At 43.5% G+C, this 22,718-nt stretch carries 12 protein-coding genes; 2 read left to right on the forward strand and 10 right to left on the reverse strand.

Annotated elements, in window-relative coordinates; genetic code table 11:
* Window positions 1-2: 2 nt before the first annotated feature.
* Window positions 3-530, forward strand: a complete 528-nt coding sequence (gene fldA, locus L1286_RS11025; protein ID WP_235407096.1) for a flavodoxin FldA — start codon at window positions 3-5, stop codon at window positions 528-530.
* Between the two features lie 116 nt (window positions 531-646).
* Window positions 647-1,090, forward strand: a complete 444-nt coding sequence (fur, locus tag L1286_RS11030; protein WP_235407098.1) for a ferric iron uptake transcriptional regulator — start codon at window positions 647-649, stop codon at window positions 1,088-1,090.
* A 61-nt stretch (window positions 1,091-1,151) separates the two neighbouring features.
* Here fur and L1286_RS11035 read toward each other — a convergent pair whose 3' ends face one another.
* From L1286_RS11035 to L1286_RS11080, 10 genes are all read right to left on the reverse strand, one after another.
* Window positions 1,152-1,451: a hypothetical protein gene (locus tag L1286_RS11035; protein ID WP_235407100.1), complete on the reverse strand. Its 300-nt coding sequence runs from the start codon at window positions 1,449-1,451 to the stop codon at window positions 1,152-1,154.
* Window positions 1,452-1,576: 125 nt separating this feature from the next.
* A complete protein-coding gene (locus L1286_RS11040) occupies window positions 1,577-3,397 on the reverse strand; it encodes a protein kinase domain-containing protein (protein ID WP_235407102.1) in 1,821 nt (606 codons plus the stop codon).
* Window positions 3,398-3,496: 99 nt separating this feature from the next.
* Window positions 3,497-5,158 (reverse strand): glutamine--tRNA ligase, encoded by a 1,662-nt coding sequence (glnS, locus tag L1286_RS11045; protein WP_235407103.1) that lies wholly within the window; start codon window positions 5,156-5,158, stop codon window positions 3,497-3,499.
* Window positions 5,159-5,947: 789 nt separating this feature from the next.
* Complete coding sequence (locus L1286_RS11050; RefSeq protein ID WP_235407106.1) at window positions 5,948-6,556, reverse strand: hypothetical protein; 609 nt, start codon at window positions 6,554-6,556, stop codon at window positions 5,948-5,950.
* Window positions 6,557-6,602: 46 nt separating this feature from the next.
* Window positions 6,603-7,094 (reverse strand): hypothetical protein, encoded by a 492-nt coding sequence (locus L1286_RS11055; protein WP_235407108.1) that lies wholly within the window; start codon window positions 7,092-7,094, stop codon window positions 6,603-6,605.
* A gap of 81 nt (window positions 7,095-7,175) precedes the next feature.
* Complete coding sequence (locus L1286_RS11060) at window positions 7,176-7,751, reverse strand: hypothetical protein (RefSeq protein WP_235407111.1); 576 nt, start codon at window positions 7,749-7,751, stop codon at window positions 7,176-7,178.
* Between the two features lie 226 nt (window positions 7,752-7,977).
* Entirely contained in the window at window positions 7,978-11,694 is a 3,717-nt protein-coding gene (locus L1286_RS11065) for a contractile injection system tape measure protein (RefSeq protein WP_235407113.1), read from the reverse strand.
* Window positions 11,695-11,696: 2 nt separating this feature from the next.
* Complete coding sequence (locus L1286_RS11070; protein ID WP_235407115.1) at window positions 11,697-16,679, reverse strand: hypothetical protein; 4,983 nt, start codon at window positions 16,677-16,679, stop codon at window positions 11,697-11,699.
* The gene (locus tag L1286_RS11075; RefSeq protein ID WP_235407117.1) at window positions 16,676-19,348 is read right to left on the reverse strand and encodes a hypothetical protein; all 2,673 of its coding nucleotides are present in this window, start codon (window positions 19,346-19,348) and stop codon (window positions 16,676-16,678) included. Before L1286_RS11075 ends, L1286_RS11070 begins: the two co-directional genes overlap by 4 nt.
* 101 nt (window positions 19,349-19,449) lie before the next feature.
* Window positions 19,450-22,653 (reverse strand): hypothetical protein, encoded by a 3,204-nt coding sequence (locus tag L1286_RS11080; RefSeq protein WP_235407118.1) that lies wholly within the window; start codon window positions 22,651-22,653, stop codon window positions 19,450-19,452.
* Window positions 22,654-22,718 lie beyond the last annotated feature (65 nt).

Below are 22,718 nucleotides of genomic sequence, written 5' to 3' on the forward strand. Positions count from 1 at the left end.
TAATGGCAAGCGTAGGTATTTTTTTCGGTAGTGATACGGGTAACACCGAGCACGTTGCTAAACAGATCCAAAAAGAATTAGGTAAAAAATTAATTGATGTAAAGGACATTGCTAAAAGCAGCAAAGCTGACATTGAAGAGTTTGACCTGATTTTATTTGGTATCCCTACTTGGTATTACGGCGAAGCCCAATGTGATTGGGATGATTTCTTCCCTGAATTAGAAGAAATTAACTTTGAAGGTAAGCTAGTTGCTATTTTTGGTTGTGGTGACCAAGAAGACTACGCTGAATACTTCTTAGATGCGATGGGCATGGTGAATGACATTGTTACAGAACGTGGTGCAATTGTTGTCGGTCACTGGTCAACTGAAGGCTATGAGTTTGAAGCGTCAAAAGCGCTTGTCGATGACAACCATTTTGTCGGCCTAGGTATCGATGAAGACCGCCAACCTGAACTTACTGAGCAACGTATTAAAGCTTGGTGTGCGCAGGTATATGATGAAATGTGCTTGAGCGAATTAGAAGATTAATTCTTTTAATTGATAAAACAAGCTTTGACTTGTTGCCCGTGCACGTTATTCTTAAGAAAATGGTCGTGCTTATTCTTAAGAATTGAAGTAAAAGAAAATAGATTGAGACAGATTAAATGACTGATCACAACTTAGAGCTTAAAAAGGCGGGCTTAAAAGTCACCTTACCGCGTATTAAAATTCTGGAGATTTTACAATCTCCAGAAAACCAACATATCAGTGCTGAAGACGTTTACAAAATATTGCTAGATAAAGGCGAAGAAATTGGTCTAGCAACTGTTTACCGTGTACTAAACCAATTTGATGACGCTGGTATTGTGACTCGTCACCACTTTGAAGGTGGAAAGTCTGTGTTCGAGCTATCGGGCAGCACACACCACGATCACTTAGTATGCTTGAAGTGTGGTAAAGTAATTGAGTTTGAAGATGATGTTATTGAAACTCGCCAGGTTGAGATTGCAACAAGCAATGGTATCAAACTAACTAACCACTCTTTATACCTATACGGTGAGTGCGTGGACGAAGAAGCCTGTAAAAAGTTTACTGAGTCAGACAACTGATAATAACGTAAACCTATCACGGAATCTAAGCCAGCATTGTGCTGGCTTTTTACTTTGCGATTTAAGTCGTTTCCAATCCGTATAGGGCATCAGCAACACGCTTTAAATCCACCTCCGTCACAAAATCATCCGACAGTGTTAAAATTGCATTGAGATTGTTTTTGAGCTTTTCTTTACACATGGGCTCTGGCTTAAGTGCAGTTTGTAATAAATGGAGTGACATATCAGCTATCAATAGGCGTTGCTTTTCCGGCCACGACTCATCTCCTTGCACAGCTTTATGACGCGTTATTGCCTGTTCCACTTCATCATGGATCCCCCAACTCAATGTTAAGATTTCCTGCCTTTTCTCTTTGTCCATAATTCCTCCTTTGTCTCAAGGGTGCAACATGCTGCTCAGAATTACAATTGACAATTCGTCATATACTATGAAAAAAGCCGCGTTGCATGCCAATCGAAAAGTAGGCACTAAGCATGGGAGTCGATCTAGGCAATGCAGGTTTTTGGGTTTTTCGGGTAATAATGTTCAGGCTGGCGAGGACACAGTGAAAATTCACGGGTATTCTTATAGGGCAGCTTCATAAAACCAGCGACGCCATAATCTTGGATACTTACCGTATACTGAATAATTTCTCGAAGTAAAGACGAGAATTTTTCTTCCTGTGCCGCATCTAGCAGTCGATAGTAATAGTGTATTTTTAATCTATCGCTTAATGATTCAAATATGATGCAGCCAGTGTGGTGAATTTTATTTAATTCAAATACGCACTGTATGATTTGTTTTGGTAAGTTAAGTTGTTCGTCAGGATCTTTACCATCCTCAAAATATGAATGTGGCCTTGTAACCTCTGAAGCAGTCACGTGACTGACACTATATTGCAGTTCAGGTAAGTTTTCAAAAATATACGCACCTGTATCATCTCGCTGTAGCTGAATAGTTTGGCGAGCATCAAACAAACAGCATTTAAACAGTCCTTTTTGCTCTATGCCTTGGGCCAACATGACGGTGGCATTAACTGCATCAGTAAAAGCGGAATTTAATGACTCATCGTGCAGCATCAAACTCGATTCAACAAATACAGACTCTGCCTGCCAGTGAAAGCTTAACCCACCAACCACCGGGTACTTTGCCAATCGACTGATGGAGGCCAAAAAGGCTTTTTCAGTATCTCCCGTATCAAACAAGAACTCTTTATAATACCTGTCCAGCTGGGCATCGTTCACATCTAATAATTGCTGATTATGATCCGCCCTTCGCAAAAATTGTTTACGTGAACTGTACACAACGGTATCGGGCTGCTCTTGCAAATGCGTAATCCAAAAAGGAATTGGCGCCTTATTCTGTGCTTTCTCTAGGTCTGGTAAATACGCTTTAGCCATCGCAGGCATATTACGCATAAAATAGTCACCAGCGCGATCTCTCACTACTTTATCCTTACTCAACATCCCATCAATTACCCGTGCAAACTCTTTAGGTAACCCTAAGCTTGTTGCTGGGATCACACTCGCACCAAAACGGCAAGATTGCGCACTTGCTAACGCATAAATGGTCGATGCGACTCCCTGTTCGTCAAACCGAGGAGAAGATCGAGCCCCTGACATCTGCTCATCTCCAATAAAGTACACATCGCCCATTCGAGCATTTGTACTGGCGATGTCTGACGACATTAAATCCATAATATTGCTCGCAATGGGTTCTCCATGCACATCAACCTGTGCATATACCGAGCTTCCCCAATCCACCAGTGCAAAAGAATCTGAAGACTGTTCCCATACTATGTTTGAGGGTTTAATGTCCCCATGTACTATCGGCTGGGGCGACATGCCATTTTTCCGAGCTCTGAGGTCAATCAAAACATTACGAAGCTTGAGTGCAAGCTGTACTAAATCTCGGGCAGTGAATCGTCCCTGCTTGATCGATATCTGTTCTAGATCTTCACCTTTAGCACGTGCCATCATCAAAATGCCCTGCTTCTTTACACGTTCAAACGCGAAAAACTCAGGCACCATTGGGTTATCAATTTGAGATAACATGTAAGCTTCGTCCTCAAGTCTGTCTCGAATACTTTGTGCTAAAGTAATACGCGAAAACTTAAATACCCACTCAGCGCCTCCCTCCTCGACGCCGGCAAATACAAAGCCGAACGCGCCAGAGCCAATCAATTCCACATCTTGATAACCAAGCAAGCTAAGTTGCTTTTTACATATATTTAGCCATTGACGGTGCTTTTTAGCATCATGGTGGGACAGCAAATAAATGGACTGCTGCTCATTAATATAGAAATTATGAATTGACTGTTTACTCACGGCGAGCACTTCTCAAACTAGTGTGATGAATATATTGAAAAAAAGGCCGACACTTGTCGACCTTTTTTATCATAAACGGCACATAATCTTTGCGACGCTTTATGCTTGTTCAATCTTAGCCCAAGAATCTCTTAAGCCAACAGTTTGATTGAAAGTTAACTTCTGCGCTTTGTTGTCACGGCTATAGTAACCGAGTCGCTCAAACTGGAAACCTTGTTCTGCGGCAGCGTTCGCTAGAGAAGGTTCTAGCTTCGCACTGTCGATGACCACAAGTGAGTCTGGGTTTAGTGTCGCGGTAAAGTCATCGGCTGCCGCTGGGTTAGGCACACTAAACAAACGATCATACTGGCGTACTTCAGCTTCGATACAGCGTGTCGCAGATACCCAATGAATTACACCTTTAACTTTACGACCATCCGCTGGGTTTTTACCCAATGTTTCGTCATCATAAGTACAATAAATTGTTGTAATATTGCCAGCATCATCTTCTTCAATGCGCTCAGCTTTAATGACATATGCATTACGCAGGCGTACTTCTTTGCCTAAGACCAAACGTTTGAACTTTTTATTTGCTTCAACGCGGAAGTCTTCACGCTCGATGAAAATTTCTCTGGTAAATGGCAGTTCACGCTCACCCATATCTAAAGTGGGGTGATTTGGTGCACAAAGCATTTCAACTTTGTCTGCATCGTAGTTCTCAATCACAATTTTAACCGGATCAAGTACCGCCATCGCGCGCGGAGCATTTTCGTTGAGGTCATCACGGATACATGCTTCCAGCATCCCCATTTCGACCATATTATCTTGCTTAGTGATACCAATACGCTTACAGAACTCGCGAATTGAAGCCGGTGTATACCCTCTGCGGCGCAGACCTGCAATTGTTGGCATACGCGGATCATCCCAGCCTTCAACCTGACCATTTTCGACCAAGTCATTGAGTTTACGCTTTGACATCACCGTGTATTCAAGGTTTAAGCGTGAAAATTCGATTTGCTGTGGCTTGCATTCAATGCTGATGTGCTCCAGTACCCAATCATATAAACGACGGTTGTCTTGGAACTCTAGTGTACATAGTGAGTGGGTAATGCCTTCCAATGCATCAGAAATACAGTGTGTAAAGTCATACATTGGATAAATGCACCACTTATCGCCCGTTTGGTGATGGTGTGCAAAGCGAATTCTGTAGATAATTGGGTCGCGCAAAACCATGAATGAGCTAGCCATGTCAATTTTTGCACGCAGTACACATTCACCTTCTTTGAACTCACCGTTTTTCATTTTTTCAAACAGGGCTAGGTTCTCTTCAACAGAAGTATCTCTGTGTGGGCTGTTTTTTCCTGGCTCTGTGAGCGTTCCACGGTATTCACGTGCTTGCTCTGGTGACAGAAAACAAACGTATGCTAGTCCTTTTTCAATGAGTTCAACAGCATAACCGTATAAATCATCGAAGTAGTTCGATGAGTAACAAATCTCACCGTCCCAACCGAAGCCTAACCACTTCACGTCGTCCTGAATAGAATGCACGTAGTCGATGTCTTCTTTTTCTGGATTAGTATCATCGAAACGAAGATTACAAAGACCTTTATAATCTTGTGCTATCCCGAAGTTAAGGCAGATAGACTTTGCGTGGCCAATGTGTAAAAAACCATTTGGTTCTGGCGGGAAACGCGTGTGGGTTGACGCGTGTTTACCGCTTGCCAGATCCCCGTCAATAATATTTCTAATGAAATTAGTTGGGCGATTCTCTGTATCCGCCATAGGAGGTCTTTCCTCTGAATTTGTAGCTTGTTAACTGAGGCATTATTACAAAATAATCTGGCAACGAACAGCGCTTATCTACTGATACTGTAGATTTATTTCGCGTTTTGTTTAAGTCGCTTAAATTATGCGCAAATATACCTATGCGGCGCCTGTAAAAAGTGGCTGAATAAAGTAAAACGTGATTTAAAATTACACTCACTTTTCATCCATCACTTGATATAGGGTCGCCTCCCAGATAACTCAACTCATGAACTTTGGCTTCAAGTAGGGTATTTATAATTTATGTTAATACGAACCGATTGATTAAGGTGCCCCCTTCAACAAGTCACGTACCCAATACACTCCAAGGCTCCATATTACAACAATGGAAATACGCACAATGATTGCGCGACAAAATAGCCAAGCATGGCTCCAAATCCCAAATAAAGACATCGATAGCCTTGGTTGTGTTGAGGCCGTGACGAGGACCAATAAACGATGTCAGAGGGTCATCTTGATTGGGATAACATTAAGAATCGAATCGAGCTCGCTGTAAACGATTAGATGTGGCGGCCCGCGAAATTAAGGTTCACCTAACCACCAGCCATGGGACAAAAAAGTAAATAGGGACAAAATTACCCCGGAAGTTACCTAAACAACTCGGACCCAGTTCTACAAACGACAGGATATTGCAACCATATTATGGATTACCAAATCAGTTCGACCGTCGTGAGCCATAATCGCGAGTCATATAAGTAACTTAGCAATCGCGAATACAATTGAAGCTGCACGTGCAGCTTCAATAAATTACGTCTGTTCGGTCAAATATGCTAAACGTTGTTTAAAACGTTCTCTGGGCACTTTGTGCCATAACTCTTTGTCAGACATTTCTTTGCTAAATGAAGTGATATCGTTTTGTGCTACATACCGTTGTATGCGACGACGCGTTGTCGGCGTGTAGTCTCCACGATATCTTAAGTCAATAATGATGTCTTTAATTTTTGGATGTAAGTTATCCCAATCCACTGCACCATAGGCATCTACACAGTCTGGTTTCTCACAAATTCGCTTGACATCGTGCGTCATGGCCGCATAAGTTTGTTCGAATAAATTAATTTGTTCTTGATGGCTTACTTCAAATTCTTCTAATCCATGGTCAACAATGAACTTCTGTGCAGCGTCACCGCACAGTCCCGCAGCATTTGATAACACTCGAGCAAGCTCTAGGGGTAGCCCTGCCATTAGCAGTGCATCAACGACATCGTTTGCACTTCGATGTTTTAAATCAAAACCTCGCCCTATGGTTAACCCTGAAAATTGCGACGGAACGTGTAAAGCTCGGCTATGATATCGTCCACCTTCGTGACCCTCTTGTTCAAATGTAAACTGTCCGACATTCGGTAATTTTTTGGTCATCTTTTTTCCCCAATTTACTGACTACACCCTAAAGCAATATGGTGTATTACACTGTTAATATACCTATATTGGGAACAATTCCACCCTTTACAGCACCTTTACCAGAAAATTTTTCATGTGTTAACGATCGCCGATCCGACACTAACTCATAATATGCCAAGCTCGCACTCAGCCACTGCTGTACTTTGCAGGCCGGCATGCTGTTAAGATGCTGTACCGTGCTGCTACACATTTCAGTACTTTGCTCAAGTCCCAAAAAGTATTGAAGTTCTCTTATCAAATCTTGTAACAATCCCTTGGATGCAATAAGTAATAATAAGCCCGCCGTTTTTTGATCAAAAATTTGCGCGCCACGAAGAATCCGCCAAAGTTCTAGGCCATATAGGCCATTAAAGATCGCATATAGCTCTTCTTGGGAGAACCCATTACGTTTGAGCATCTTCCAAAGGGGTAAGTCATTTAAATGAATTTGAATTTCACTCGAGTCTGTCAAGTCAAGTGCGAATGCGTATTCGAATGCTTGTTGATAATCCGCCACAGAGTCACCTCCTCTTTCAACTTACAGGGTTGACGCTTGTCAGTGACAACTGTGAAAAATTCTTTCAAACTTGTATGGAACTTAACTTAACTTCCCTCTTATTTGTAAAAACACCAAGCTTAAAAAATCGGATAACATCGACTTAAACTCACTATGTTCTTCAAAATTTGGGGGGCACGGCCAGTGAGGAAAATGCACTTCGGATGCTGGCAGATGTTTATAATAATAATCATCAGCAAAAAATAAGGGCTGAACCTGGCTAGTCACCAGCTCAGTAATATACTTTGAGTAGATAAACGAATGATTTGGCCGTGTAAAAATGAGAAGCCGATTTAGGCCAATGTCTGGTTCTTGTTGATTACCTGAAAATAGCAAAGTAACTTGAGTAATCACCTCAATAGCAGACTCTCCTTCAAAAAGTGTTTGCTTATCAATTTCAATTGACGCCGTATATCCTTGCTCTATTAGCAAAGTTTTTGCGGTTTCCAAATGCGGCAGAACTCTATTCTCAAACAAGCTATTCAAATGCTGTAAAAGGCTGTGCCGGTTATAATCCAAGTAGGATTGAACTTTTGATTCAGCCACTTGATATTGTTGATGGCGCACCTGATGTTCTTCGATCAGGGCACGTAAGTTTGAATAATTGTTTACAGGCATACACTTCTCCATTTTTAGTTGAGGTCGGATAAAAAAAAGGGTTGCCAACCCACTAAGTACCTTGCCGCTACTGGGTTGATGAAACAACGTCCTGTTTTGATCCGCTATTATTGTTTTTTTTAAAACGCGCGTGGACGTAATTAGTGAATATTTAAAGAGAACAGCATGCTCAAGGTATCTATAGTCTTAGGCATGCGCTATATTTGATGAGTAGCTCTACAGTGTGTTACACACCGTATTTCCACTCGATATTGATAAGGTCGTTACCAAGCCATGGTAATTGTGCAATCCCTAAACCCCAAGGTAGTTTCATCATTAAGATATCTTGTGGTTTAGTCTCTACGACAATGCTAACTCCATTGGCCGTTAAATTTACTTCACCACTACGACGTAAAAACATCTCCATAAATGTGTTATTTGGCATGCCTTTGAGCGCCTCCCAGCGGGATATAGAAACGTCGAGCAGTCGTTCAAGTTCTGTTTGTTCAGCGTCATTAAGTGGGGTCTCATGTTCGACCATATGTTCTAAAGGCAATCCTAATAATGCATTGATCGCATATGTTTCGTGTGCCAGCGGATCAGTACCAACCAGATAACAAAGCAACTGATGTGCTTTTTGTTGGCTCTGTTCATCACAAAATACCGTTTGGTTTGATTCATCTTCACAAAGTAGCGCCAATTTACGAAACAGTGTTTCAAAAAATGGCCACAACAACACAATGCCTGCGTCCTCACTAATGAGCTTCTGTGTACTAAACTGATACGCGTGCTTAGCGCTGCTCAAAGCCTGCGTTGTTTGATATTTGAGTTGCTCCAACCCAGCCTCTTGTATTCGAGTATTTTGTTTTTGTACCTGTATTGATAATCTGCCCATCAACGCCTTACTACGATCCAAAATACGCTGCGCACTCGCATAGTATTGCCGCTCAAAGTCGTGCTCTAAGACATGGATATCTACTGCCGTTTTATCAACAGCTGCATCATTTGAGTGTGTTTGACCTTGTGCAGTGGTCTTTTCAAACACAGGGACCACATTATTGAAAGGTTGAGCATATAGTTCACCCTCACTGCGTGACAGAACTGGACCGTTCGAGCCAGCAACCCGTCTCTCTGTCAACACCGCCTTAGGTGCCGCATCTAACTGAGGCTGTTCACTCTGAGGAGCAGGACGATGTTGTTTCAATAATACTCCTTCGAGCTTTTCAATAAATTGAACGAGCGCTTTTTGTATTGACTCAAAACTACTCGCCGTTTGCATGCTGATAAGGTCTTCTAACAGATCTGCAGTCTCGAGCCCTTTAAGCGCATGACTACCATCCTTAAGTTTGGTGGCTATAGCTGATGTTACTCGCCGTTTATCCCGATATGCATCCTCAACTTGCTGCTTTGATTTATTCAAGAACGCCACCTCATTGGCATTGTCAGCTAAAAATCCAGCCCACCAAGTCGACGTTTTTTGTGTAATGCCTTCTAAGTAAGGGTTTAGGGACTTGATCCTGCTCTGCAGCTTTTGTAGCTTCGCTGAACTGAGGTCGAGTGCATGAATCATATTCGTAAGCATAGGTAACGCTTCATCTGCAGTGAATAACGTTCGCCACCGCAGGCAACACACCGCACACTCTTCTACGAGCTGATATAGACCCACTAAACCCATATTCGAATCTAAACTGCGCATCTGATGAATCGTTTCTGCAATAAAGGCACGTAACCTAGCAAGTACCTCAAGTAAATGTACTTCCTTCAAGCGATCAATGCCCGTCACATTCACCTTTTCAGCCATTGGACTCACCTCGTCCATCGGCTGCTTTGGCTCGACACTCCTTTGGCTGGACTCGATGCTTTGTGCGATGTTGTGCTGCTCTAAAGCCACATATGTGCTGTCAACAGCTGACAATATTGAATCAAAAAACTGCTTGATATTACGCTCAATTTCTTTTTCAATGTCGCAGGAAATTTTCTCTTCAGGTCCTGTTGTTTTTACTATGTCATCGTTATTCGTCTGTATGATTTGCTCAGTGCTGTATTTCTGTACTAGTAATTTCAGTACCTCCAAATCTGCCCCGACTAGCTGCATGTCCAAACGCGACTTAGCCACTGTATCTAGCCGCTGCTTAATGACACACAATATTAAGCGGTATTGGGCCACTTGTGCCTGGGTAAAATCCTTAGACTGCTGACGCGCGACGAGTAGAGAAACGGGCCCTTGGAGTTCAAGTATAAGGGGTACTACAGGCTGACTCAGCGTAGCATGTGTTTCCGGTGATGCGCTTAGGTCATGTACATAGCTTGCCAAAGGTGGGGAAATGAGTAACGAATTTGTTTCTAAGGCATCGTCAAAAATATAGGACGTCGACTCAGCATCAATTTGGCTTATCGTTATTGCATTTTTCCTGTTTATCAACCAGTAGCTGAGTGCATTTAATAACGCACTGTACGCCTCTAAATTAACATTTTTTTGTAAAGGCGCACCCATCACGCGCACTGCCGCGCAATGACTCTGAAGCCGTTTTAAAATATCGCTAGGCGCATCTTCAACAGCGCACATCAACGCCCTAATTCTATTTGCATATACATAATTGAATAAACGCTCGGGCGAACTTTTAATTGCAAGGTGTTCGCGTTCCACTAGCTTTAACAAGTATTCAATTTTTTTCAGTTGTTTATTGGCTCTACTCTGTGGACAAACCAAAGCTTGCTTTAACTGCACGAGCAATCGATAGATTGGCTGCGGTAAGTCTTTTATCGCTTGTGACGAATTAAATAATAACACCCATTGTTTGCGATCGAATATGGACAATTCAGGGTTTTCACTACGATGATTTAGTAATGCACTGAGCTTTTTCAACGCGCGATAGGAAGATCGGAACCCCTCTTTGAGTTCATGATAAATAGGTATTGAATTGCCTTGCATGCCTGCTCCAAAAGATAGCCCGTTTGGCAATTCGACTTCACCGAAGCCACCAAATTCATCAATAAAGGCTTCCATTGAGGCACTGCTCATTCCCCAGCTTTCTGTAAGCAGCAACCCATATGACGCAGAAGGCTTTGCTAAGGCACTGTTGGCAACACGTGCTAATGTCCGTCGATCATTATCCTCTGGTGGATACGAAGACTTTATCACAAACCAAGTTTTTAAAAGCTTTACGTCACATGCTGGGCGTTTCAATACCGCAACTATTTTGTCCAATAAGACATCGTCATTGGCACTTTTGCCTGAAAACATACGATAAGCTTGTGAGAGGACTAAAATCCGTTCTTGAATTTTGCTCGAGCTACTTTGGTTTGAAAGTAACACAGATTCAAAATCAAGCCAGAATGAGAATCGCTTTTGCGTTGTAAGTTTACTGAGCACGTCGACAGACGTTGCTTGCTGTTGTGCAGCTAACGCCTGTATCCAGGTCGCTAACTGTGTCGCATCAGAACACATAGCCCGAATAAACACATTTCGTATCGCTGGCCACTCAGCCGACTTCATTAGCGCTATAAATGCCGATTTACTGGTTGTTAAGCTTCGAATGAATGCGTCCTTCACATATTGCAAAACTTTACCATCTAATATGTGTTGAGGGATTTCTTCGGCTCTGTGTATCGAATGCGCGCCCACATTCTCCATCACAACCCCCTCAGCGTGTAGCCTAGTTTCTATAGTAAGCTTAAAAATACGGCGAATGACAGGACTAAAAACGCTTTCAAAATATCCTTGTGGATCTGCATTTAATGCATCCAAATCGATATCAGGTAACTCTATGTTAATATCATCTAAGATCAGCTGTTTCCCTGCCAAAATCCCTGTGTCAGAAATGTCGACTTTAAGTTGATTGATGGCGTGGTGAAGCCATTTTTTTAATAGAGATTCTAGGGCAGACACACTGTACTGCCCTGACTCTATCAGCGATGAAGGGGCTTCTATATCAGCCCCAATTTGCGCGATTGCTAATTTCATAATTACACGTGGTCATTACGCCAAAAATAGCGAGAATCGTTCATTGGTCTATCTAGGAATAGCGCATGCCATAGGAAATCTCCTTTGTGCTCCTCTTGCTCTTCTAGGTGATAGCACCCTGCACTATAAATGTGGTCGCCTTCCCCTTTTTGTGCAGTATTACGACGCCAGAAACCCTTACAGATTAAGTTTTGACACTTATACGCACCCCCGCCATGCAATTGCGCAATATTATTGATTGCCACAACTTCACTTTCATCACAATGTGCCACTGCACCACCACGCTCAGCCTGACAATGTTGTGCTTCGACCACCGCATAACGCAGGCCATAGGCCGCACCACCTTGTCGCCCAGCCCGACAATTGCGAATGTGTTTCGCTACTAGGTTTGTCACATCTTCACCGTAAATAGCGCCACCATCACCGCTTACACAATGATTTTCAATCACACAGTTGAGCTCAATTTGGTCAGCATAACGTAAGTTAAACGCACCACCGTTGCCTTCATACATGCTCATTTCTCTAGACACTTCATGGATTGCACCATCAAATGTAAAGCCTTGCATTGAAACATGCTTGACCGGGGCGTCGCGATCACCGCGAATGATAAACCGGCAACCCACATGTGCTTTAACAATACGCGTCTCACGTTCATTAAAGCCGATAATGCTTAAGTTTGAGCCAACTTGGACTGAGTTTTTCAATTTATAAGCACGACTGACTTGTCTATGACCATTGTGCGGGAACAAGAGAATGGTCATATTATTTAAATTCTCTCGGCTAAATATCGCATCGAACTCATCTTGGTTGTGAATAGCAACCACCTTTTTCCCGCGACCAAAGCGCCATGCGTGTTCATCGACATATGCTTTTACAGCTGCTTGTGTCGCAACGACATGATCCGATGGCGTTTCACCACCCAATTCAATGTCCGCTGACGTTGCTTCAATACAAGGACCTGAAGGCATTTTCAATGTTGTCGGTGAAAGCTCACCCTGGATTGAGCAATCACCGACAATTTGTGCACCTTGGTCTAAATGAAGTTGGTTCTCAAGAATAAGCTCGCCTTCAACCTTAAGTTGCTCTGAAATACGAACATCGCCTTGCACATCCAGCTTATGCTTGGGCTGCACGCAGCCCAAACCAAGATTTGCATTGCCATCCAGCACCAATTCAGAGTTACCGCGCACCCCAACATCAAGTGCATTTTCGCCTTCACTTGTGTTCACTGCTAACATAGCAATATCAGTATGCGCATCACCGATGTTCATTTTATGCTGAACATCAACTTTTGGCACTCTCAACATATCTGCGAATTTCGCCGTACCTTGGACAGACAATGTATTCAACATGTTAACTGCTGGCTTAAGTTCAACCTTGGCTTGCGGATCTAGTCCCTCAACGGTTAAGCTGCCGCGAATTGTTGCGTCTTTGTCTAAATGTACTGCCTCTTTAAAATAGGCATTTCCATGCACCGTCAGTTCATCACCAAGGCTTAAGTTTTTCGCAAATACCGCGTCACTTTCGAGTGTTAGCTTACGCTCAATGGTCGTTTGGCCTTCAATGGTGACGGTGTCTTTAAAGAGCGCATCATCGTACACCGTCAAATCAGAGCGAAGCTCTACATCGCCTAAAATTTTAGCGCCATCTAAACATTCAAGTTGACCCGTGCCACGTAACACCCCATTGAGTTCAATGTCGCCTTCCACTTTAACATCACCAATAATGTCAAGTTCAGCTTCTGGCCTGTCGGTACGAATACCAACTCGGCCATCTTGAAACACGATTGGGTTAGCCCCTTTGTGATACACCGCAAAAGCGTGTTCAAAGTGGTTTTGCTCTAGACTCAGCTGTGCACTGCGCAGCAACTTGATTTCGTCTTCGTCAGACGCATGCATTGCAACACCAATACGGGTTTCACCCAATAGTTCTGACGTGCCATAAACATTGACGTTGCTTCTAAAGCTCGCATACTCATTGACGTGCAAACTGTCATCGATCTCTAGGCGTCCCTGAATCGCGAGGTCTTTTCTGAAACGCGCATCTTCAGCGACATCAAGCATAAACTCAGGCCGTTCCATACCAAGACCTAAATAGCCTCGACTTACAACCATTTGTACATTGCCCGCAGGGTCATCTATGCGTATTGCATGCTGATCTTTTTCACTAATATGGAGTCGCGCACTCGCTTGATATGGAACCAGAGATAAGTTGCCCGCGACATCTAAGTCTGCTCTAAAGCTCACATTGTTATCAACGGTCAACGCGTCTCGGCCCTGAGTACCTTGGATTACGACGCTACCTGTTGCAAAATGCTCTCCGTGAACATTTAAATCTTCGCCAATAATTGTCGAGCGCGCCACTTCCAAGTTAGAACTCACTGCCGCATTACCACGCACCAGTAAGTCGTGATCAAGCGTGGCTTGTTGAGTGACATGTAATTCGCCATCTAAATGAGATTCACCTGAAACCTGTAGCGCCGCTCTTTGCACGTCCCCTGTATTGTTGGTGACACTAACAGCTAAGCCATCTTTAAGCTTTGCATGACCTTTCAGCATGGTTTGACCATCGACGGTCAATGCCTCACCATTGTGGCTAACATTCAGTTGACCAGCCACCTCTGCACGGCCTGTCACAGCAAGATTTGTACCTTCGCTAGGAAGCGTTTGATTAATCGCCAACTGACCTGGTGCAGCAATGATTTCAGCATCACCCGCTCTATTCGCCACTGTGAAAATCGGTTTATTGGTATCTTGTATCAGTTTAAACTGGCTTGAAGAGAAATTGACTGCGGTGTGCTCATTGTCAATAATGGAGAATTCACCGATTAAATGGGTGTTGCCAAACACACTGAGATCGGCCGACTTTTGCGACGACCCCACTTGTGTGTGTGCAAGCGTAGCACTAAACCCACCATTTTCACTGCGTTCATCCAAGACATAGACACCCGTCATCGATGTCACATCTTTATCGAACAGCGCGGCTTCACCAACATGCAATTGTGCCTGCGGGTTAGGCTGAAATAAACCAATATTTTTTGCTTTAGCATGGATGAGCGACGTTGTGTTCAGGCCATCGAAGTAGCTCACATCCACACTCTGCGATTGTTCGTTGTGTGCTAAAACAGACAATTTTGCGTTGGCAATCCAATCGCTCTGTAAGCTGTCTTTGGCAATCACAATATGCTCGCTAAAATTAGCCTTATTGACTTTAGCGTGCTCTGTTACCGCAAGTAGTGGCGTATTCACATCGCCTTTTACATCTAGTGAAATAGACTGCTGCGCACTCCCCATAACCGCTTGGCCTTGCTTAACACGGACAAGGTGTTCACCCTCTTTATTTTTCACAAGCAATGCGGGCTCATCGGCAACCGTAGCTTTGACAGTGAGCGTCGCTTCGTCAGAAATGCTACTTTCACCGACAGTTAGCGCCTGTTTCACAACTGCTTCTGGCGAAATAACTTGCGTATCGGACTCAATATTACTTTTTGCATAAATTGACGTAAAGTCCGCATGGGCCCGAACATCCAATGTAGTATTGATCAATGCGCCCGCATCACTTTGCACGGGCATATTGGGCTGCTCACTAACTTGTAATTGGCGAGTACGTGTTTGCCCCTGCACTGTGGCGTCTTGTGCTACGTCGAGTTTATCTAGATCACTCGCACCGGCATGGAGTGTCATATCAATTTGGGCATGTTTGGCACGGATGCTTTCGCCGACCTGTAAATTTTCAGACACCAGGGTATCTGCCAAGATATTTACAGGCTGTTCTCCAACGAGCGGCGTGTTAGTCACTTTAATTAATGTGTCATTCGTATTACCGAGGTTTAATATGTCCCCTTGGTTACTTTGTACATCAAGTTTTGCATTTGGCGATTGAGTTCCAACTGACAAAGCAGCTTCGACATGTGCATTCGCACCAAATGATGCATTCCCATTCACATCTAGCGACTGCTCAATCTCTACGTGGCCCTTAAAGAGACCATTGCCTTCGCCACTGAGCAGTATATGTGCATTTTCTTTATTTTTTCCCACCAGTACATTTTTTGTAACATGGAAGCTTTCATCTGGTGTGGCAGTTCCAACCCCTACACGTCCCTCGGGGTTGATAATAAATGGCGTTGCATCTTGGTTTAAGTCGTCGACACGCAGTAAATCGCTGGTATCTGTTGAGCGTTTACCGATGTGCAACTTAGCACCTGTACTTTGTTCATCTAGGCCAACTCCCAGCTTAGCGACCTCAACGTGTGACTCAAAAATAGACGGTTTCGCAGCGAACAGTTCACCCTGTAACATGGTTTTTTCCGCCACTGTCAGCATGTGTGCGGTTGTGTCTCCGCCAAGCTCTGCTTCACCAGACACGCTTAAAGAGGCTGACTGAATATCTTTTTCAGCGATCACAGACTCATGTGCAGTCAACGTACCTTGTGCAGAAACATATGGTTGATTGTCGCCATCTAGGCCTGCTTCCAACGCTTTTACAGCCCCTTTTCTAACACTTAATGCGCCTGCTGTAACTTGCTCGCTGACACTGGCCGTTTGTGATTTTATTTCACCCGTTGATTTTACATTGCCACTGACTTGTAATAGGTCATTGCTTTCGCTATCGACTTTAACTTTGTCGTATATCGTCAAAGTATCTGCGTTGACGTGCAAAGCATTTGTTTCGCCGCCATCCGGTGAAACATGTAGCCGGTTTTCAATGGTTACTGCATCACTGTCGACCTTAAACTGCTCGGTTTCTCCATCAGGGCTAACCGATAACGCTGACGTGACAGCAATTTCTTGTGCTTCACCATTTTGTACAACTGCAATCGGATCATCAATTTGATTAAACCCAGAACGGATCAGGGATTCAAAATCATCGCCCGTTGGTGTTTTAAGGTCGTCAAATTTGTCAATTAATTCAGCCCGGCTATTTTTGGTAATCACAGACGCCGTATCGCACTCGGCTACAATTTCTTGGTCACTGACTTTGTTCATTCTTCGTTTCCTTCAGGATCTATTCGATTTGGCACGCTAGTAGCTACGATAAATTTCGAAACTACCGCTGTATTTGAGTTAATTTGAGAAAAAGACACCGGTAAAATCGGCTTGAGATAAGCCAGCGGTGAATAACCGACGGTGAATCGGGTATTACTATTTGGCGCTGTAAACGCGTTGGGCGTGCATATGTGGTCTATACATAATTGCGTCGCTAAGTAAATCACTTGTTGTGCATTAAAGCCTTGCGGGTACAAATCAGCGTAGGTTGTAATCACCTCAGCAAGCCGATTCATGATGGCTTGGTATGAATCACCTCTCACCGCTAAATCATCTGGAAGCGGTGCAGATGCATAGCCTTGCAGTATTTGGATTAGGTACTTTTCAAGGACTTCTCCCCCCTGTGGTTTACCTAATACATACTCGATAATAAGCTCTATCATCATACCCGAATCAAGTAACAGGGAATCCAATAACTTACCTATGTCCTCGGACACATTCGCAATGTGCGCCTGACTCGCTGTAAAGCGCTCTCTTTGCGCCTGACCATAAAAATTCAACCAGCCATAATACAAACGCTCGAACAAGCTCATTTGCTCACGCTGCAACCACACACAGTGCACTGTCATATGTAAAGGCACATGCTGTGCAATCTGGCTTTCAACTAAACTTTGGAAGTTGTCGTTATTCAGTCTCGTCGTCCAGTTTGGCAACACAAAAAAGAGGGTTTCGCTTCGCTGATCACTGATAAGGTCTCCCTCTAGCAAGTAAAAGCTTTCACGATTGTGAGTAGCCAGTGGCATTTGCCCTTGGTGAGAGAATCCTAAATTACGCATTACAAGTTGCGATAAACTAGATAGCTGTGCCGTTTTAGGACACTTTGACAAGTAGTTAAAACCGCGACACCGATTATGCCCTAACCCCCCTATTTCATTTAAAAGCCTGCATTTGTCTACATACTGTCGCAATAAGACGATACGAGTCAGCAAGTTTTCTTCGGGATTTGGATCGTATTTGCATTGGCATAACGCACTGACATAAAAGTCAAATGCTTCGCGATACTTTAATAGGTTGGCATTTGGTAATTTGATTGCAAACCTTGCTAACAGGTGTGCTGCGCTGTCGTTTAAACGGGTCAGCTGTGCAATAGAAAAGTCGGCTTCCAACTGCTGCTGTAATCCCTGCTCTTGATAATCCGGCATCGCCAGCTTAACTAAGTGATTTATGCCGCTGATCCCTGTAACCGCTTGGCTTAGTTGTGTATGAGGTAACTGAATAACCTGCTGCCAAAATGTGTGCAGTATTTGCTCCGAAATTGCCTCGCTGGCCAACATGGAATCTAGCACTCGAGCCAAAAACTCAAAACTTTGTTGCTGTGGCAGCGCCAACACATGTGGCAGAATATCTATTTGCTTGTGTTGATCTGCAAGTAATTGATCAAATAAATGTAAGTAACCTTTAAACTGCATTAACTGGGCTTTTTGCGCCGAATCAATTTCACGGTTCAACATCTGTTCTGTCACTGCATACGATTTCGGTAACTCGTGTTGCAATGATGCGTAATAGCTCAGGCGCATATATTCGCCTTGGCTTTGAGTAAAACTCTGTGCTTTCGACGTGAATTGTGCGCTCAGCTCGGTACTGAGATTGGCTTTAATTTGTGAGATTTCTTGCTCACTTAAAGGATATGCTTGCCCCTCAATCACGATAGACAGGCCATCAAAGAAAGCGTCACTTAAAAAGCCAAGCTGTGGGGCTAAATTAGCCTGTTCAGGGTTTAAATCCGCGACCTCTACTTGCCAATATTCATAGCCTGGTTGGGCACCGCCTTCAGTAATAAATCTAAACTCTTCAATTTGCTTGATATTTTGATGTTGGCGTAAAACATCTAAAATATCTGAGCTATAAATGTATTTCTTAATAGGCGTATTTTCGAGATCGCTGTCTAGAATATACCCATTGTTGAGTGGTGGCCCTTGATATACATCTTGAACGTATAACCCCCTTTCAAACAGTTCGCTTGCACTGTAACGCTTCACATTTGGCGAGATCTCTAGTGCGACCTTCGCTAAAATATCAGTCAACGCGTCAACGACGCTATCCGTTTTCTCCAGCACCATTTTCATTCCCAAATGGACGTCGGCCGGATTGTAAAAAGCAATCTCACCAAGTTGGTGCGTGACGCATCTCGCCTGGGCGAACACCTGGTGAATGCGATTTTGAACTTCGCTCATAAGCTCAGGTTCGCGATGATATAACTGTACAATTAAATCGAAACAGGTTTCACCATTGGTTGTCTTATCGCTCGTTTGTATGTCTAAGTTTTTAATAATCGGGATATCTAAAAACAAACGACGATAGTCTGCCAGCGTCACGCAGTGACTGAACATGACCTCATCAGACGTTAAAAACTGATTTGGTGCGCAGTCCGTTTGTGGGTCCACTTCAAGTAGATCAGCAACTGGGTGACTTAATTTGTAGCTTAAATCTGACAATACATATGCAAGTACTTCTAGCAATGTAATGCCTGGGTCAAAAACGTTGTGATCACTCCAAGTTTCAGGTGCCAACTTTTGCAGTTGCTGTATCCCTTGCTGGCGTAACCCATTTAGGTCTTGCCCGGGGTGTAGCAAAGCATCTGAAGCAATTTTCAGTGCATTGGGTTCCATGTTTTTCCTCTGGGAGTTAAGTCAATATTTGAGTAGACGGCCTGCGTTCAAATCTGTGAACGCAGATGAAGATGTTTAGAAACTGAGAAAAAGCGGTGCGCTTACTGCACCACGAAGTTATGTTGGATCTTCCATTTACCAATGCCTTCAAAAACATCACCAGCGACATTGGTCAATGATATTTTGTGATTTCGGCTAGGGACTAAGATCTCATCCATGGATTTAGGCGAAACTTGCGCATATTGGCGAATATTGTCATCAAGGCGCTTACCGCGGATAACTTGCACCATTTTCACTGCTTGGTGCATTTCCAGCGCTTGAGCAACATCCGCCAGATAGATAGTGTGTGATAATTGCTCGTCACTTTTATTCCAGGGCGTTAAGGTATCCACAATGAGGTCATTGAGCTCAACTACCGTCGTTTGAATATCAAATCGAGGATCTATTTGGATAATGATTTCCAGCTGAACTTCCACGTAAATTGGATCGACCACAGTAATGTCGAGATTCGGTACCGAGCGTAGCTCGACTTCGTCTTGAATCTGTCGCATCAAATACCGCGGGACTTTCGGCTGCAGTAACTCAGAGTCATGGTTTAGAGGGATCACCATCATGTTCACACCATCACTCGTTTTATAAGCGCGAGCAGTGTGTAACTCTGGGAATGTTTGCAGCGTATGATGCTCAAAGTCCCACCCAGTCAATAACCTATCGCGGTGTCTTAAGCGTTCACTGACACGCTGGTAAAGTCGACTATCGTCTTCTGTCACTCTCGCACCAAAGCTATCGAAAGGCTGTTCTACGGTAGCAATGGAGGGATCGGTGATGACCAACGAACTAATGCTCTCTGCCGGGAGCGGTTTCAAGTAATGCGACTCTGGATGTCCAGTAGATCCCAAGGTCACTTTTACTGCCTGTGAAAAGACCCCTTTCAACCTCGAGTAAATTGGATGCGAATAATCACTTGAGAGTACGCTGCTGTCAATTGCCGCCCGGATCCACACTTTACCATCATGGTTAAATTGATCGGTCTCATCAAACGCAGGTAATGAGAAAATAATTATGCCCGAGTCTAGTAAATCATAGGTATTGTCTTGGAGTATACGCCCTTCTCCGCCAGTACCCTGTGAGTCTTCGCGACTGAAATGATGCCATTTTCCTTGGTTGTAGTATTCCCATTTAAAGTCAGGTTGCTCTACAAAGTTGTAGCCATCTACTGCCTCTAATTGAAATAATACACTGCACTGACCTGGTGTCGTCATTGCGCCCAATGCAATATATAAATAGCCTAAATCCTCAATTTGCGGCAGTAGGTGCAGACTATTTTGCCCCTCGAGCAACTGTAGCTGCCTACCAATTGGAGAAATATGTTCAATCCAAATAGCGTTGCCAATGGCATCCCTTTGAGCACGAGAAATGCTCTCGCTGTGATAATTTAGCTTGACCGAATCTAACAGAGGTGTGTATGGCTCAGGCACCTGAGTGGGTATGAAGTCACCATTGGCCGGATCCCATTTAGTCAGGTTTATACTATTTTGATACGCATAGTATTCAGCCACTTTCAAATAATAAGGGTGACCAAAGTCTTGGTTTGACAGTTCAAATGTGTACCATTTTGGCCATTCCTTCGCCTGTGTCAGATTAAACGGCAAGCTAAGATAGTCTCTTGCGCCGTTGTCATCCTCAAAGGTAAAAGCCAACCGGTTAGTTGAGATATTATTCTCATTGCTAGGCAAACTCGTACTTTGTGAAGCACTTCCTTTCACTCCCTGACCAGATGCCATATCCCAAAGGTTATCATTGTAAAATAAATCAGCCTTTATTTTGTGATTGAGACTGTGATAGGTTTCATCCGATTGTGAGATTAAAACCTGATTTGTCGGCCAAGTCAGCGACTGCGCTCGCTCTGTTTTGCCTTCTACTGGCGTAATCACATTTTGGTAGTTTAGATAGGTTTTATAATACGCATCAAAATCATCCGGTCGCCCTACCCAATTCAGCTCCATACTGGCTCTGGAAATTCGTTTACAAAGTAACTCCGGGTGCGTAAATTCGAACTTTTCGGCTAGCTGGGGTGCAAAGCCAAAAGGCTCAAATGGTTTAGATAAGTCTAAGAAGCCGCTTCCATTGTTGCCAATTAGACCATTCGCACCAATGACTAAGGTACTCAATCGTACTTCTTGTACTTCGTTTAGCGTGAGTACTTCAAGCAATTTGTCACGCTTGGCTAAATCAATACCGTATAAAGACTGATATTTAGACTTTTTAAGTACAAAGGCCAAGTATGGCAGCACCTTTTCTTGACCAATAAACACGTCAGCAATTGGCGTAATTGGCGCAAACAATTCATCTATATTAATGATGATTTCACTGCTTTCCGCATTGAGGGAAACTTGCTCAGCGGATAAAAGGACCGGGCCGTCCTCCGTACTCACCCATACATCAAAGCTGTCAGGCCAGGCACTCAGATCAAGCGGACTTTCACCAAACTCATCACTTGAGAAACGTAATGAGATAACACGCTTGCCACTTGACAAAAATAAGTCTTGAGAAGCAACCTTAAACCCTATTTCAACTTCGGTATCAGAGTCTGATTGCTGCTGGCTACCAAATGTCATTGCACTTGATTCAAGTTCAATACCTTGTGCTGTATCACTGAGTACATGACGACGAATATCTAGTCCTGCGTTTATTTTAAGTTTGTTCACAGTGGTAACATTGTCTACAACAGCACGGTTTATTGCACATGGTTCAGCAGAAAAGTAGGTGAGATCATTGCCATCATCGTCTTTCCCCCCATCAAATTCAGTACCTGGCTGTAGGGTCATTGATTCCACGTCATTTAAACTAATAAGCACGTGCGCAGAATCAGGTTCAGCAGCCAGAGGCGCAAAACCCAAAACAGACTGGTAGTAATGGTTTAGATGACGTTCAATAAAATCATTAAATTGAGTTTGTGTATAGGCAAGTAAGTCAATAAAAGTCAGCAATAGCGCTAAATCTGGTCGCGACGCTATTTTATCTACTATGTCATCCGCTTTACCGACTAAAACCAATTCGCTCAGTGCCGCGAATTTCTCAGCATCTGGTAGTACTTTGTACCAAGTTTGGACGGGACGCCATGAGTCGGTCCCTATAAAATGTGTATGATTGGCAACCTTGCTGAGGTAGCTTAACCATTGCTCAATTGAGCGTGGCTCAATTTTGTAAAACCCACTAGAGAGCTCTGGTATTTTACGTCCAGTTTGGCTCAGTCCTGTTTGATAATGGGTAACTTGTGAAAGACTACGAAACTTAGAAGTCATGTGATTACCTTATTAATTCGATAACGAACACAAAAACGTGCCCAGCAGCATGAAGCATGCATAAT

The organism is Pseudoalteromonas sp. SMS1, from assembly GCF_021530565.1.
Lineage (GTDB): Bacteria > Pseudomonadota > Gammaproteobacteria > Enterobacterales > Alteromonadaceae > Pseudoalteromonas.

Bases quoted from the DNA above. Each gene is read 5' to 3' on its own strand.
- fldA (WP_235407096.1), top strand. From the start codon at position 3: ATGGCAAGCGTAGGTATTTTTTTCGGTAGTGATACGGGTAACACCGAG.
- fur (WP_235407098.1), top strand. From the start codon at position 647: ATGACTGATCACAACTTAGAGCTTAAAAAGGCGGGCTTAAAAGTCACC.
- L1286_RS11035 (WP_235407100.1), bottom strand. From the start codon at position 1,451: ATGGACAAAGAGAAAAGGCAGGAAATCTTAACATTGAGTTGGGGGATC.
- glnS (WP_235407103.1), bottom strand. From the start codon at position 5,158: ATGGCGGATACAGAGAATCGCCCAACTAATTTCATTAGAAATATTATT.
- L1286_RS11050 (WP_235407106.1), bottom strand. From the start codon at position 6,556: ATGACCAAAAAATTACCGAATGTCGGACAGTTTACATTTGAACAAGAG.
- L1286_RS11060 (WP_235407111.1), bottom strand. From the start codon at position 7,751: ATGCCTGTAAACAATTATTCAAACTTACGTGCCCTGATCGAAGAACAT.
- L1286_RS11065 (WP_235407113.1), bottom strand. From the start codon at position 11,694: ATGAAATTAGCAATCGCGCAAATTGGGGCTGATATAGAAGCCCCTTCA.
- L1286_RS11070 (WP_235407115.1), bottom strand. From the start codon at position 16,679: ATGAACAAAGTCAGTGACCAAGAAATTGTAGCCGAGTGCGATACGGCG.
- L1286_RS11075 (WP_235407117.1), bottom strand. From the start codon at position 19,348: ATGGAACCCAATGCACTGAAAATTGCTTCAGATGCTTTGCTACACCCC.
- L1286_RS11080 (WP_235407118.1), bottom strand. From the start codon at position 22,653: ATGACTTCTAAGTTTCGTAGTCTTTCACAAGTTACCCATTATCAAACA.